Raw genomic sequence first — 15980 nt, 5'->3', positions numbered from 1 at the left:
AGTAAGGTGGCTCTTTGTTTGAGCAGGTATAAGAACCCTCTTTGTGTTGGAGTGCAAGCCGAAACTTTGGCTATTAATGAAGCCTCAAAGGCTAAATCAGATTGTTAGCGTAGGCAAACTTAATGAGCCCCACAATGGAGTTGGTTTTGGTTTTTCGGAAAATATTCTTTCTATGCGTTTCAACCGTTCGTTCGCTAATAAACAGTTCTTCGGCAATGTTTTTATTAGAATACTCTTTGGCTATAAGTTGAAGAATTTCGCGCTCTCTGGAGGTAAGGAGTTTGCCTTCATCGGGTTCATAAAGGCTCTTCACCAACATGGCATTGATGTCGCTGGAAAGATACATTTTACCGGCCCTTACGGAGTATATGGCTTCCAGCAACTCTGCCTTTGTATCTTTTTTGAGCACATAGCCGTTTATGCCCTCTTTCAAAATTTCTTTAACCAGATGCGACTCATCGTGCATACTAAGCACAATGAAACGGGTTTCCGGCAGAATACGCTTTACTTTCTGGACGAGAGAAAGGCCATCGTCTTCCCCCAAATTGTAGTCAGTAATCACCAGTTCGGGTTTGTGCTTGTCTATAGACCGGATGGCATCGGGCAGATTATCAACAGCATCGACCACGGTGAGCATATCATCTTCATGAATCAGCTTCTTAAGCCCATCCAGTAAAATGGAATGATCATCGACAAGGACTATTTTCATTTTATTTGTTAATTCTACCTTGCCTGTAAAACCTAGCCATTTCATGCCTGCAAGGTATTTACCCTAATCTATCAAAAATATCCGATTAAGAGGTCAATTCCTTCTCCGTGCTGGTGGGTATGTCCGAATGCTTTTTACGGGTTTCAACAACAACCGTCATCATAGTACCCCGAACTCCCGGACGAGAATCTATATCGAATTCACCCTTAATTTGATTAAGCCTGGTTTGAATGTTTTTCCAGCCATTACCACTTCCCCGGTAGAATATCTGAGGGTCGAAACCATTGCCATTGTCTTCTACAGTAAGCGTCACCTCACCATCTTGGTGAATGAGCTGAATAGTAATGTGGTCGGCCTGAGCATATTTCAGAATATTGTTTACCCATTCCTGGGTAATTCTAAACAGCGATATTTCTACCAATTCATTGAGCCGTTCGTTATTGGCAAACACAAGCACCTCGCAATTTACCTGATCGGTCTGATTAAGCCTGGAGCCAAACTCCTTTAATGCCGGCATTAAGCCTCTCTTTACCAGGGTTTGGGGCATAAGGTCGAAGCATATATTGCGTAACTCGGCATACATTTCGTTAATTACAGACTCGCCATTTTTAAAGACTTCGTAACGCTTTTCTGCCTCTTTGGCAGAGGTTTCATTTAGCTGAGAAAGGTTTAGCTTGAGGACCGAAATGAGCTGGCCGAAACCATCGTGTAAATCACGGGCAAAGCGGTTTCTTTCCTTCTCCTGAGAGGCAATTACTGCGTTAATCTCTGCCTCTCTTAACTTTAGCCTGGTCTCTTGCTCCAACAGAGCTTTTTCTTTCTGCGATCGGTTGCGAACAAGCAGTACAATAACGACCAGCAGAATGGCCATTATTATCAAACTAACGATAACAATCTGATTGCGCTGCAATTCTACATCTTGCTGCATAAGTCGGGCGTTTTGCAGGGCTATTTGTTGTTCTTTCTTTTCGGTTTCGTAGCCAATGTTTAGATCTGCCACAGTGGCCAAATGCTCCCGGTTGAGCAGCGAGTCTTTGGCTATATTCATTTTTTCCAGGTAGTTGAGGGCGGCTTTGTATTGGTTGCCAGATTTATAAAACTCATAGAGTGCTCCATAGGCTCGTTCCCTGTCGCCCAACTCGTTAATTTCTTCGGCCAACTTTAGGCCTGCCAGCAGGTTTTCTTCAGCCTTAGCTCTGTTTCCCATGCTTTGGTAGGCTTCTCCCAGTCCCACATAAACAGCCGATAGGCCCGACCGCTCCCCCATGGCAGTCTTCAGCTCTCTGGCGCTCTCCAGGTATTCAATGGCTTTGTGGTAGTCTCCTTTATCGGCATAGATCGAACCTAAGTTATTGTGGCTAATGGAGAGCAGGTAATTGCTCTGAGCCTGCCTGGCGTTGTCAGCTCCCAGCGAATAATAGTGCAGGGCAGAGTCGGCATCGGCATAGACTTTTTCGTGTACGACCCCAACGCCATTGTAGGCAAAGGCCAATAGCTGAGGGTCAGGATCGGTCTTCAGTAAAATATTCAGGCTTTGCCGATAGCCCGCTTCTGCATCATCCCAATTGTCCAGCTCAACCGCCACCGTGGCCATGTTAATGAGCGCGTAGGTCATCATCACATTGAGCCCGAGTTTTTCATAGGCCTTGAGGGAATTCTGAAAACTGAGATAGGCCGAATCAAGGTCGCCTTTATTGGTTAACAAGTTGCCTTTGTTGAGGTAAGAGTCGGCCATGGAGCGCTCCATACCCAGTTCTTCATAAATTTTAATACTCCTATCAATGAGTTGTGCCGCCTTGGCATAGTCGGCTGTTCGCTGATATATTATGGAGAGGTTGTTCATTGAAACAGCTTGAGAGGGCAAGTCATTGGCCTCTACCCGCTTGGCCAGGGCCAATTCATTGTAGTAAATGGCGCTGTCGAACTGATTGCGATTATTGAAAATACTACCAAAAGTATTGTAGATATCGGAAGTGACCAGTGCATCGTCCAACCCTTCGGCATGGGTCAGAGCTTGCCGCGCATAGCTGGTGGCCGAATCGAACTCGAACCTGTTTTTTAAACTCCAGGCTACCTGATTCAGAGATAAGGCCTTGTTTTTATCGGACTGTGAAAGCTCAACGGCTTGCCTGGCCCATTGCAGGGCTTCAGACTTATCGGCCGCAGATTTCGATAGCTGCAAAAGTATTGTCACCCGATCCTCTCCTTTTGCACTTTTCAGTGCTCGTTCCAGACTATCGGTAAAGGAGGTTTGTGCCTGAAGATCCTGAAACAAAAAAATAGCTAACAACAGGTATGCGAAAGCGAGCGGAAAGGTTCTTTTTTTCAAAAGGATTGGTTTGAAGTTGTTTTGAAAATAGCAAAAAGACGCAAAAGATGCTCAAATAAAATTGCGGCTTCTCAACAACCATTGGGACCGATGCCAGCAGAGGACGCTTCTCCACGGGCATAAAAAAAGCAGGAATTAAGACTGATGGTCCTAACTCCTGCTTCATTCAAATCTATACGTGACTAGTCCGGTTCGGCAACCCGAAGGGTTCTATCCTTGAGGGGTGTTGAATCGTCCGTATGTTTTACCAGTTCGGAGGAGTGTCCTTTGCTTTCCAACGTTTCCGGCTTGTTCGAATATTTTAAGAACAGGCCATAACCGAAGGCTATTAGGGCAAGTGTAACACTCACGATGTGAAAAATTCTGCGACTTTTGGTTGAAGACAGCATAAAAATTGACTCTTACTGTGTGATAACGCACAAGTTAGTTACAACCCTACCTAAAAACCCATCTTTTTCCATAAAAGCTGGAAAAAATTTGATAAGTGACACGATAGCTGGGTTTTGGTCAACTACCGACCTTGCTTTTCGAACTCACGAATGGTCTTCTCTATGATATCGCAGCACTCATGTAGCTGTTCTTCTGTCATTACCAAAGGAGGGGCAAAACGAATTATGTTTCCATGAGTTGGCTTGGCCAACAAACCATTGTCTTTGAGCTTAACACAAATATCCCAGGCGGTAGAGCTCGTTGGCTTGTCGTTGATCACAATGGCATTGAGTAAGCCTCTGCCTCTTACCAAAGTAATCAACTCTGTGGTTTCAATGAATTGATTCATTCGCTCTCTGAAAATCTCGCCAAGCTTTCTGGCATTTTGGGTAAGTTTTTCATCTCGAATTACCTCTAATGCGGCCATCGCTACTGCTCCGGCAACGGGGTTTCCACCAAAAGTAGAGCCGTGGGTTCCGGGCGTTATAACTTCCATAATGTGGTCATCGGCCAGCACTGCCGACACGGGGTAGACACCTCCGGAAATAGCTTTTCCTAATATGAGCATATCCGGACGAGCATAGCTTGATTTGCGCTCACAATGTCCTGCACAGTCACACTCACCACAAACGGCCAGCAGAGAGCCTGTTCTGCCAATACCGGTCTGAATCTCATCGGCCATAAAGAGCACATTATTCTCTTTGCACAGCCTGGCTACCTCTTTCATAAAGTCAGTGGCCGGCACATTTACTCCGGCTTCTCCCTGAATTGGCTCTATGAGCACCCCAACCACATTGTCTATTTTCAGAGCTTCTTCCAAAGCAGCCGTATCGTTGTAAGGTATTTTAATGAACCCTTCAGTAAAAGGCCCAAAGTTTCTTCTGGCGTCCTGATCGCTACTAAATGAGATAATGGTAGTGGTACGGCCATGAAAGTTTTGGTCGAAGACTATGATTTTACTCTCGTTTTCTTCTACTCCCTTCTTCTCGTATCCCCACTTTCGGGCAATTTTTATAGCTGTTTCTACAGCTTCGGCTCCGGTGTTCATTGGCAACACCTTATCGAAGCCAAAATACTCGGTCACAAAGCGTTCGTATGGCCCCAGTACATCATTGTAAAAAGCTCTGGACGTAAGGGTAAGCTGTTCGGCCTGCTCTTTGAGAGCTCCAACAATTCGGGGATGGCAATGCCCCTGATTTACCGCACTATAGGCCGACAGAAAATCGTAGTATTTCTTTCCCTCTACATCCCACATGAAAACGCCATCGCCCTTAGACAACACCACCGGTAGCGGGTGGTAGTTATGAGCTCCGTGCTTATTTTCTAATGCGATTGCTTCTTTGCTAGATTGTACCAATTCCATATTGTTTACTTTAACTTTGTCTCTGTTTTCCTCCAAACAAATTTCCTGAACCAAAGGTATCAAAATCATTGCAGCCTTAAAACATGACAAAGCAGAGAAAGGAACAACGTACTTTTGCCAGTAAAACGGAAGATTACTACATTGACAAAAATGGGTTGTTGGTATTTACGGAGCACTACCTGAAAAAGCGCGGCTATTGCTGCCAAAACGGATGCCGACATTGCCCCTATGGCTTTAAAAAATGACAGACACTTTTCAGAACCTATCCGTCAATATCTCCGAATTACCGGAGGTAAAACATTCAACTTTTTTTGGCATTGAGCAAAAGTACCTGTCGGTGACGCTCATTGTTACGGGGGTTACTTTTTTGGTACTTATGGTTGGTGCGGGGTGCATCGTCTATTTCAGCGATGAAATAGACAATGGCCTTACCGAATTTGGTTTGGCTCTGGGCCCGCTGCTCTTACTCTGGATCGGTAGCAGTCTGTACTCCATCAAGGCGTTTGCCAGAAAACGCTATAGCCTGCGAGAAAAAGACATCATTTATTGCAAGGGTCTGCTATGGCGCAAGCGCACCTCTGTTCCCTTCAACCGCATTCAACATGCCGAAATAAAGCAGGGACCCATTGAACGAATTTTCCACCTGCATAGCCTAAAGGTATTTACAGCCGGGGGCGATAGCAGCGATTTGGTAATTCCCGGGCTCAAAGAAGAAAATGCTCAGAAAATAAAAGAATATATAATGGGTAAAACCGCACTAGATGGAGTCGATCAGCAGTAAATATGCTTCGCCCACCAGGCAATCGAGGGTAGCCATAGGTATTATTCTTATCAAGTTTATTCGCTTTACCTTGCGATCTTTCTGGCCATTGGTGCTCAGCCTGTTTATTGGCCGAAAGGCCGGCAACTCCTTTGAAGAGGTAATTGGCTACGTAGCATTGGGCATTGCCGCACTCAACCTTCTTGGTTCTGTACTTACCTATTTCAGGTTCTATTTTCATATCGAAGAAGGAGCCTTTATTATCGACAAAGGGGTGCTAAAAAAAACCAAGACCAACATTCCCTTTGAGCGCATTCAAACCATCAACTTACAGCAAAATCTGTTGCATCAGATGTTTGGCGTAGTGAGCCTTGAGATTGATACGGCCGGAGCCAAAAAATCTGAACTGACCATAGATGCGCTTCGAAAAGAAGATGCCGAAGCTTTGCGCAAGTATATACTGGAAGAGCGAGAGCAACTGGTAGACAAAACAAGCCAGGAGAGTGCCCGGGTAACTACTGCCGAAAGAGAAGAGGAAGTAGAAGAAACTATTCTGAGCCTTTCGATAACAGACCTTTTTAAAGTTGGTGTGAGCCAGAACCATTTGAAGTCGATGGCCATACTCTTTGCCTTTGTTTTTTCTACCCTCAACGAATTGACCGATGATGTGGAGGACCTGGTGAGGGAACAGCTTTCGGGTTTTGAAGAATACGTGGTCACCAATAGCTGGATTGTCTTTTTGGGGTCGGTTATTATTGTGGCCATAATTGCCTTCCTTTATTCACTCATCAATACCGTGCTCAAGAACTTTGAGCTAAAGCTTTCTACCCGTAAGCGAGGTCTGAAACTGGTAAGAGGCCTTTTCAACAGGGAAGAAATAAGCATTAATCGTTCTAAGGTGCAAACCATTAGCTGGTCCGACAACCCGTTGCGCAAAGCATTTAAAATGTTCACTCTGGAGATTGAGCAAGCCAGTAGTGCTCAGGCCGACCAGTTAAAGGCTAAAATTAAAATTCCGGGTTGCTACCACCAGCAGGTAAAACATGTGGTTCAAATGGTTTTTCCTTTCGATATAAGCAGCGAACACGAAAAACACCGGGTGAGTCACCTGCTCAGGTATAGGTTATGGCTTACGGTTAGTCTATTGCCGGCACTGGTCGTTATACTGCCAGCCTATTACTTCTGGAACCCCAATGCGCTTTGGTTGCTGCTTTGGATTCCTACCTCCCTGCTGGCCATAGAACTCTACTATCGTAAACGCTCTTTTGAACTCACAGCTGAAATGTTGAGAAATAACAAAGGTACATTTGGCAACACCCACGAGATCATTCAGCTTTACAAAGTACAGGCAGTAATTATTAAACAAAGCTGGTATCAGCGAAGAAAGAATTTGGCCACCGTAGAGCTAAGTACTGCAGCCGGAGACATTAGTATTCCGTTTATAGCCATGGAAAAAGCGGAGGCATTGGAGAACTATGTGCTCTATAAGGTAGAAAGCAGTACAGAAAAGTGGATGTAAGCCACTTGTACTTGGGGCCAAAAATGCACTGTATAGCCTCTGGAAGGCTTCAATACCTTAGGGTTTATTTAGACCGGGAGATTTTTTAAAGATTGTTGGCAGTTTTAGGAATAATTCAGATATTTGCAGTCCGTTTAGAAAAAGCGGATAATTCACTAAGTTATGGCAAGAGTTTGTGACATCACAGGAAAGAGAGTTCAGGTAGGAAACAACGTTTCTCACGCTAACAATAAAACCAAAAGGAAATTCTATCCTAACCTTCAAAAGAAGAGGTTCTATATTCCGGAAGAAGACAAATGGATTACTTTGAAAGTATCTACTTCGGCAATCAGAACCATCAATAAAAATGGTATTTCCGCTGTTCTAAAAAAAGCAAGACAAAACGGCAACATTTTAGTATAATAGCGTCTCAGAACGTTATTATGCTATGATTAGACCTAACAAAATATACGCAATCCTGATAGTATTTTTCCTGTCAGGATTTTTTGTTTCCAGAGCTCAGGAGAAGCCTACCGACTATCTTTCTACCGAGTTTCATAAAAACAGGCGCGATGAGCTACGCAAGCGCATGCCTAAAAACTCAGTGGCCGTATTTTTTGCTAATCCGGTGCGCAACCGCTCCAACGATGTAGACTATGTCTACCATCAGGACCCCAACCTTTACTACCTCACAGGCTACAAGGAACCTCATGCCGTGTTGCTCATTTTCTCAGAAAACCAAACGGATGAGGAAGGCAGCAGTTATAATGAGATATTTTTTGTTCAGCAGAAAAACCCAATGGCCGAAATGTGGACGGGCAGACGCCTGGGCGATAGCGGGGTAAAAGAACAACTAAAGATTGAGAACGCCTATAACGGCTCGGCCTTCAAAGACTACAACATAGACTTTGCAAAATTCGACAAAGTGTTGTTTTACGACTTTAAAAACGATGTGCGCGATAACCCAAACGATCAGGCAGACCTTTATAGCCTGATTGAGCAGTTCAAACAAAAGGCGGGCTACTCCAGCGGAACCAACTCTTTGGGCAGAGAGCCTCAGCTCAACAACCTGGATACCCGCAGCCTCAATAGCATTATGGCTTCATTGAGAGGCATTAAAACCCCCGAAGAAATTGAGCTCTTGAGAAAGGCCGTATTTATTTCGACCGTAGGACAGGTAGAGGTAATGAAAGCCATGAGACCGGGCATGTCTGAAACAGAGGTACAGGGTATACATGAATTCGTCTTTAAAAAATACGGCTCAGAATACGAAGGCTATCCATCCATTGTGGGAGCGGGAAACAACGGCTGCATTTTGCACTACATTGAGAATCACAAGCCCCATATTGAAAGTACGGAAATGATATTGATGGACTTGGGAGCAGAATACCACGGCTATACGGCCGATGTAACCCGCACCATACCGGTTGACGGTGAGTTTTCTCCTGAAGAAAAGGCCATATACGACCTCGTATATAAGGCACAAGAAGCGGCTATCCAGCGGTGCAAACCTGGGGTTAGCTTCGCAGAGCTTACCAAACTAACCAAAGATATTATAAACGAAGGCCTGGCCGAATTGGGCATTATAGCCAGCCCCAGCAGCCCGCATCTCTACTTTCCGCATGGCCTATCGCACCACATAGGGCTTGACGTACACGACCTTGGCCCCTACGATGTGCTGCGCGAAAACATGGCCATTACCATAGAGCCGGGCATCTACATTCCCGAAGGCAGCAAGTGCGACCCTAAGTGGTGGAACATAGCCGTGCGCATTGAAGACGATGTGCTTATAACCAAAGATGGTTTTGAACTGCTTTCGGCTTTTGCCCCACGAACTACAGAAGAAATCGAGGCATTAATGAAGCAATCGAGCCCGCTGGACGCCTTTAAGCTACCTGAGCTAAAAGGAGGTAAATAAATTTGATGATGAGCTAATTTGGTAATTGAGCTAAATAGCTCATTTTAAGAGATAAGAATGAAGGAAGCCCAAGAGGGTTTCCTTTTTTTGTACATTAGTTTTTCAATACACACATTTTGTTCAAGCTGGAGACCATATTACTCGCAAAAGAAAAATTTTATGGATTAGCCATTCCTTATGATCAGTCTTTGATTTCGAAAGCAAAAAAGCTTAAAGGTCGTTGGAACCCTGAATTAAAACTTTGGCTCTTTCCCTTCACTCCAAAACTTAAAGAAGACCTTACCAAGGTCTTTGATACTAGCCACTCGGAATTAAATACTCCGGTTAAATTCAAATCCAAATCGAATCTTCCAAAAGAATACCTCGAACAGCTAGAGCGAAGACGTTACAGCCCCAATACTATTCAAACCTATCTTTCACTTTTTGAGCAATTTTTAAATCATTTTCCAGAGACTCCTCCTGAAAAACTTAGCGACAAAGAAGTGATGACTTTTCAAACCTACCTGGTAAAGGAAAAAAAGGTGTCGACAAGCAGCCAGAACCAATACATCAATGCCATCAAATTCTACTTTGAAAAAGTATTGGGTCGGGAAAGAGGGTACTATCATATTGAAAGACCAATTAAAGAATTTAAGCTGCCCAAGGTACTCACCGAAAAAGAGGTTGCTGCCATTTTCAACTCGGTGCATAACCTCAAACATAAAGCCATGCTATTATTAGTTTACAGTTCAGGTTTACGTGCCGGAGAGTTGATCAATTTAAAAATCACAGATATTGATAGTGAGCAAATGCGGGTTTTTATCAGAGGTGGTAAGGGCAAAAAAGACCGAGTAACAATACTTTCACAGAAAGCACTAGACGTGCTGCGTGAGTATTTTAAAAAGTACCGACCGAAAGCATATTTATTTGAAGGTTTACATGGCGGAAAATATTCAGCCTCAAGCCTCAGAAAAGTATTTTTAACCTCTCTATACGATGCCGGCATTAGAAAGAAAGTGACGCTTCATTCTTTAAGACACAGCTTTGCCACTCATTTGTTGGAGAGTGGGGTTGATCTTCGTTATATTCAAGAATTGCTAGGTCATAGTTCTAGCAAGACGACAGAAATTTATACACATATAACTCATAAAGGATGGGAAAAAATCGCTTCACCTTTGGACAAACTCAATATTTGAGAGATTCATTTAAAACTCCTTATAGCACACCCTGTTGGAAGGCTATAAGCACCTTTTCTCAATCTATATTAAATATAACCGCCACCACAGTGGCGCATAGCTAACGTTGGGCAACATGCAGAAAAGCCGACCGCGCATTCAGGCACATTTGGTTTTGCCGACACACAAAGCCAACGCAAAAAACCAAAAGAGCCTGAATTTTTGCCAACGCTCGACAGGAAATTGATAAATTGACAAAGGAATAATGGAGTGAAATGAAAAAGGACAAATACTTACAAATATTTAACTACCTCAAAGAGTTTTCGAAACTTAGAAGTAACCCTGTCCGCGACATTGACGCTCAAGAAACACAATATCCTGAGAAATTTTGGCTGGACGACATTCCCGAAAATGAGCTTTTTGAAAACATTATCAGAAGCGACTTCAACGAAGACAACGACTATTGGTTAAAAGTAAGAAAGCCTAAAGAGCCAACGAAACCAGAATTTTCCAAGCTTACGGAAAACTTGGAAAAATGGATTGACAAGCCAACATTATTAAATGAAGAAGATGAACCCAAGTTAAAGGAATCACTTGAAATTAAAGGAGAAACTCTTTCAATAGAAGATTTCCCAGAACTTGAAAAAGAATTACAGCAATACATTGACAAAAAATGGATTGATGACCTGATAGAATATAACGAGAAACTCAAAGCATACAGAATTGAACATGAGAAGTATGAGAAATTAAACTCTGTCTACAAACAACTTTTCCGAATATTCAACAAGACCCAGCAATTTGGAGAAGAGTACGAATTAGTGGTTGGTGTCGGACTATTGAACTTCAAGGAGAATGATGAAAGACCGAAGATTTTCAGACATATTTTAACCCAAAGAGTCGACATTAACTTCGAGTACTCTCAAAAGGACTCACAAATTTTCGTTTCACCAAACTTAGAATCTGCGCCCCAAATTGAAACTGATTCCATCCTTGACTTATTTGACCAATTTGATTCGCAAAACATCATAGATGCCGAAAAGGCGGTAGAAAACTACATTAAAGAAAAAAATATTGAAACAATTTTTAGCAACACAGAAGATGCTCTACAAATGTTTGCAGAAAGGGTTTCTCCTGATGGCAGCTATAACCACTTAATTGAAAAGCCAAATAGAACACCTTCAAAACCAAATATCACATTTTCCCCAGCTCTCTTACTTAGAAAAAGAAATACTCGAAGCTTTACCGCTCTATATGAGAAGATATTAGAGAATATTGAAAATGGTAATGATAGCCTTGAAATTCCGACAATAAATGACCTTATAGGCATCCACCCAGATATTGAAGATGATATTTCCTCACCAGATAACTCATTTAATGGTTCACAGATTGAGCCAATATTTTTCCCGAAGGAATACAATGACGAACAATTAGAGATTGTTGAAAAATCCAAAAGAAACAATAAAGTTCTCGTTCAAGGCCCTCCAGGCACAGGAAAGTCACACACTATTGCCAATTTAATTTGTCACTTGCTCGCAAACGGTAAAAAGGTTCTAATTACCGCCTATACAAAAAGAGCATTGGAAGTTTTAAAGGATAAACTCCCTCCCGAATTTCAAGATTTGGCAGTAAACCTTTTGAGTGGGGATTCATCTTCCATCCAAGACTTACAATCAAGTGTCAACGCCATAAATGATGAATTATCAAGAGCCAATCTAACTCAATATCAATCACAAATTCATGAGTTTGATAATGAATTAAAGAAGACGAGAGAATCAATCGCTGAAACCTCTAACAATCTTGTCAAGATTAAGGAAAAAGCAACACGAAAACAGGAGATTAACGAAAAATACAAAGGAACTTTAACTGAAATTGCTGAGAGCCTTGAAAGAGATACTCCATTATTCGAATGGTACGAAGACGATTTCAGTAATATTGAAAATAATGAGTTGCTTTCACGCTTAACGGAATTCATTCAACTGCATGAAAATTACAAGCAAATAGAGACTGATGAATTTGTTTTTGAAATACCTGATCCCAATAAATTACTTACTGCTGTCCAGTTAAAGGAATATTCAGGTCTTACTGCTAAGCTTGCTAATGGCTCTTTTCCAAAAGATGCTAACCTTAAAATTTCATGTTCAGATTTTGACCAACTATTTCAACAGCTAAATAACCTTCAAAACTTTTACAACGAAGTAGATAAATTCCAGATTGACTTCACTTCTTCTGTTATAGAATCCTTTTTGAAAGGCAGAAATCAGGAATGGTTGCAAATATTGAATCAGTCAAAGTCAGTGCTCGAAAAGTTCGAAAAGCATGATTTACGACAGATTGATAAGGATATTGAAGTCTCTTATCCTCAGGACAAAAGTTTAAAGCAACTTAAAAATGATGCTCAAGTACTTCTTGCATACTTAAATGAAGGTAATCCGTTATCAGGATTTACTTTTTCAATTAAAAAGCCATTTCTACCAAGAGAAATAAAAGAACGTCTTTATTTTATTGAAGCGGTTCGTGTCAATGGAAGTCCTTGCGATACCATTGAAGAGTATGAAACTGTATTGAATGATATTTCTTTTCGACAAGACTTTATTGAGCTATCAGAAATTTGGGGAAAAGAAGAGCCAAAAGGAAACTTACTATTCAAGAAAATTTCATTTTTCAAGCAAATTCATAATGAAGTGCTACGCTTATCAAAGTTAATAGAAGAAGCAAAAGCAGTGAAATTGGCTATAGAATCCATTAGCAATTTGCAGATAAAACTTTTTGATAATGAAGACCTAAAGACATCTATTCTCAAAGCCGAGTATAGCAAACTAAAAGAGAGCATTTCGGAGTTTGATGAGCTAATTAATCAATCTACCGCATATCTGAATAATTATGTTCCAAAAGGCTACCACCCAATTAAGGAAAACATAATTGAAGCATACAACAACCTTGACTTCCACACTTATGAAGAATTACTGAACAGAATTGAAAAGCTAGCTTATGGAAAAGAGAATTTTCTGAATTTCAAAAATTTACGTTCAGAGCTTTATTCTAAAATCCCATCCACAACAAAATTGGTAGAGGACGATTCCTTTTCAGCTAAGGATGTAGAAAATTTAAAACAAGCAATCTATTTCAGAAATGCGCAACATCAACTTGAAAAGCTGATGGATGTCAATTATGAAAATCAACTCATTCAAAACCTTAATGAATTAGAACGAAAGGAAAGGAGACTGACTGCAAAGCTCGCTTCAAAGAAAGCATGGTATAAAGTTGTTGAAGGTTTACAACAAAACCGCTCTTTAAGACAGCATTTAGATGCTTGGGTAATGGCAGTAAAGAAAATTGGTAAGACGGGAAAAGGAAAAAGAGCAATGAAGTTTCGGAAAATTGCTCAACAAGAAATGGAACATTGCAAAGATTCTGTGCCTTGTTGGATTATGCCTTTATACAAGGTTGCGGAAACGATACAGCCTGAACAAGAAATGTACGATTATGTAATTATTGATGAGGCCAGTCAACTTGGACCTGATGCAATATTCCTGCTCTACATTACAAAGAATATTATAATCGTTGGAGATGACAAACAGACTTCACCTGAATATGTTGGTGTGGACGCAAACACTATGACACCTCACATAAAGCGTCATCTAAATGGAATCCCGTTTTCTGATTATTACGGTACGGAGTTTAGCTTTTTCGACCATGCTAAATTTTTCTGTGATGGAGTTACCGTTCTTAGAGAACATTTCAGATGTATGCCTGAAATAATTGAATTTTCAAATCGTCATTTTTATGCCCCTGATGGAAAAGGGCTTTATCCACTTAAACAATATTCCGAAAATCGTCTTGAACCATTGGTGGCAGAGTTTTGTCCCAATGGCTACACAGAAGGCAGAGGCGCAAGAATTATAAATGAGCCAGAGGCAAATCACATTGCTGAAACAATTGGGAAGTTAGTCGAAGACGAAAACTATAATGGGAAGTCAATCGGAGTGATAACCCTTCAGGGAAATCAACAAGCAAATGTGATTGAAAACCTACTCCTGAAAAGAATTGGAGAAAAGGAATTTCATAAACGTAAAATTGTTTGTGGGAACTCTTCATCCTTTCAGGGTGATGAAAGGGATATTATCTTTTTAAGCTTGGTAACAGCTCACAATCACAATAGGTCAGCACTTGTTAAACCAGAAGACGAAAGACGGTTCAATGTTGCTGTAAGTCGAGCCAAAGAGCAGATTTATTTATTCCATTCGGTGCAGTTAGACGATTTGAGTAATACAAATGATTTACGTTACAAACTATTGGACCATTTCAAAAATTACAACTCCTATCAACCGATTTTCAACACGCCAATAGAAAGGCGAATGGGTACACAACCTGAGCCTTTCGACAGTTGGTTTGAAGTTGACGTTTACAATGATATTGTAAGGAAGCAACTTAGTATTATACCTCAATACGAAGTGGCGAAAGGTCGATACAAGATTGATATGGTTGCACTATTACCTGATGGAACTAAAATAGCCATAGAATGTGATGGTGATAAATGGCATGGCCCCGAACAGCATCAAAATGACATAATGCGCCAAAAAGTACTTGAAAGATGCGGTTGGCAGTTCTTCAGAGTTCGTGGCTATGAATATTACACCAATAGAGAGAAAGCTTTAGAACCCCTTTGGAACATGATTCCTGTATTTGAAGAAAAAGAGATAGAACCGATTTCAGATTATGGCTATCAGGAATCTAATATTCAACAGGAAAAAGAAGTAAGAACGGATGATTCATTAGATGCGCAAAGTTCAGATTTGGTCATTGACACATATGATGAAGAAACTCCCGAAGAACAATTTGAACCTATTGATTCAAGACCAAGAACAGATAAAATACTTCGATACTTCAACCTATTTAAATCAGGGACATATATTCTGACAGATAAAGAGCCATTGGAAGCTGATTATGTAATTCCAATACAAGAAAAATACCAGACAGGTTTTCTTCTACAATGCTATAAATCAGGTCATGTGAATAAAGTCCATATTCCAATACTTCTTTCAAGAAGAATTGGCAAAGAATATATGAATGGTTTGAATAAAGATGGGGAATTGGTGCATATCGAAGCTGTTGAAACTGAAAAAATCATTGGCATTTACTTCAATGAGAATGGTCGTAGAAAATTCAAAGCGCATTTGACCGAAAACATTTCGACACGGGAGCAACTTCACTTGCAAGGCTACAAAGTAATTTACAATGATTTTGACCGAATAGATTACAATGTTTTACCCTTAGATATCTACAATGACATCAGTCGATTAGTATTCCAAAGTTTTACTGCCAATGGAAAACCAGTTGATAATAATTATTACGAATCTGAATGGTCTATAATTAAACGACATTCGAAAAAAGACCAAGAACCAGTTGTAGAACGAGTAGAATTGATTCCAAACTCTCTCTTTGACAATAGAGTCGAACTTAACAGCACAGTTAAAATCAAATTCCTAAGTAATGAAAAGGAATTGAAAGTGAAGTTGGTGGACTATCCTACTAATGGTGCTGAAATTATTGATGGAGTGCAAATTGTAAATATTATGAAGCCTTTAGCTACTTCAATAAAAGGTAGAAAAATTGGAGAAAGGGTTACAATAGGCGACACAAACAGTGAAGTTGAAATAATTGAAATAAGATAACCAATGACTCCAACGCTCAACAGCCACACACATTGCCAAGCCGCTCAAAGCCAACGCACCAGCCAAAGCTTGTCAAAGAGTGTGTCTGAGCCAACGCACGGACAGAAAAGAAAAAGCACGATTGCCCAATCGAGTAGACGGCCGTGAG

11 protein-coding genes are annotated in these 15980 nt (G+C 41.1%); 7 read left to right on the top strand and 4 right to left on the bottom strand.

The annotated features are described in order from the left end of the window. Positions 1-91 precede the first annotated feature (91 nt). The 4 genes from B3763_RS15465 to rocD all read right to left on the bottom strand — a co-directional run bounded on the left by B3763_RS15465 (position 92) and on the right by rocD (position 4830). Positions 92-754, bottom strand: a complete 663-nt coding sequence (locus B3763_RS15465) for a response regulator (protein WP_286747608.1) — start codon at positions 752-754, stop codon at positions 92-94. A 40-nt stretch (positions 755-794) separates the two neighbouring features. After that, positions 795-3038, bottom strand: coding sequence for a tetratricopeptide repeat-containing sensor histidine kinase (locus B3763_RS15460; protein WP_286747606.1), 2244 nt, complete (start codon positions 3036-3038; stop codon positions 795-797). A 182-nt stretch (positions 3039-3220) separates the two neighbouring features. Beyond that, the gene (locus B3763_RS15455) at positions 3221-3388 is read right to left on the bottom strand and encodes a hypothetical protein (protein WP_189628218.1); all 168 of its coding nucleotides are present in this window, start codon (positions 3386-3388) and stop codon (positions 3221-3223) included. A 161-nt stretch (positions 3389-3549) separates the two neighbouring features. Beyond that, positions 3550-4830, bottom strand: coding sequence for an ornithine--oxo-acid transaminase (rocD, locus tag B3763_RS15450; protein ID WP_286747603.1), 1281 nt, complete (start codon positions 4828-4830; stop codon positions 3550-3552). Positions 4831-4913: 83 nt separating this feature from the next. On the opposite strand from rocD, the gene B3763_RS15445 reads away from it, so the two are divergent. The 7 genes from B3763_RS15445 (at position 4914) to B3763_RS15415 (ending at position 15832) form a co-directional block, all read left to right on the top strand. Then, a complete protein-coding gene (locus tag B3763_RS15445; RefSeq protein WP_189628220.1) occupies positions 4914-5075 on the top strand; it encodes a DUF5522 domain-containing protein in 162 nt (53 codons plus the stop codon). Continuing rightward, positions 5072-5611, top strand: coding sequence for a PH domain-containing protein (locus tag B3763_RS15440; protein WP_189628221.1), 540 nt, complete (start codon positions 5072-5074; stop codon positions 5609-5611). The genes B3763_RS15445 and B3763_RS15440 overlap by 4 nt, the downstream gene beginning before the upstream one ends. Continuing rightward, on the top strand, positions 5592-7109 hold the full coding sequence (locus tag B3763_RS15435) for a PH domain-containing protein (protein WP_286747601.1): 1518 nt from the start codon (positions 5592-5594) through the stop codon (positions 7107-7109). Before B3763_RS15440 ends, B3763_RS15435 begins: the two co-directional genes overlap by 20 nt. 162 nt (positions 7110-7271) lie before the next feature. After that, complete coding sequence (gene rpmB / locus B3763_RS15430) at positions 7272-7511, top strand: 50S ribosomal protein L28 (RefSeq protein WP_189628223.1); 240 nt, start codon at positions 7272-7274, stop codon at positions 7509-7511. A 25-nt stretch (positions 7512-7536) separates the two neighbouring features. Further along, positions 7537-9006, top strand: coding sequence for an aminopeptidase P family protein (locus B3763_RS15425; protein ID WP_286747599.1), 1470 nt, complete (start codon positions 7537-7539; stop codon positions 9004-9006). 116 nt (positions 9007-9122) lie between these two features. Then, on the top strand, positions 9123-10181 hold the full coding sequence (gene xerA / locus B3763_RS15420; protein WP_286747597.1) for a site-specific tyrosine recombinase/integron integrase: 1059 nt from the start codon (positions 9123-9125) through the stop codon (positions 10179-10181). Positions 10182-10435: 254 nt separating this feature from the next. Beyond that, on the top strand, positions 10436-15832 hold the full coding sequence (locus tag B3763_RS15415; RefSeq protein WP_286747595.1) for an AAA domain-containing protein: 5397 nt from the start codon (positions 10436-10438) through the stop codon (positions 15830-15832). Positions 15833-15980 lie beyond the last annotated feature (148 nt).

Origin of the sequence: Roseivirga sp. UBA1976, assembly GCF_002336325.1 — a bacterium.
Classification (GTDB): Bacteria; Bacteroidota; Bacteroidia; order Cytophagales; family Cyclobacteriaceae; genus Roseivirga; species Roseivirga thermotolerans.
This window is presented reverse-complemented; position numbering and strand designations above follow the sequence as displayed.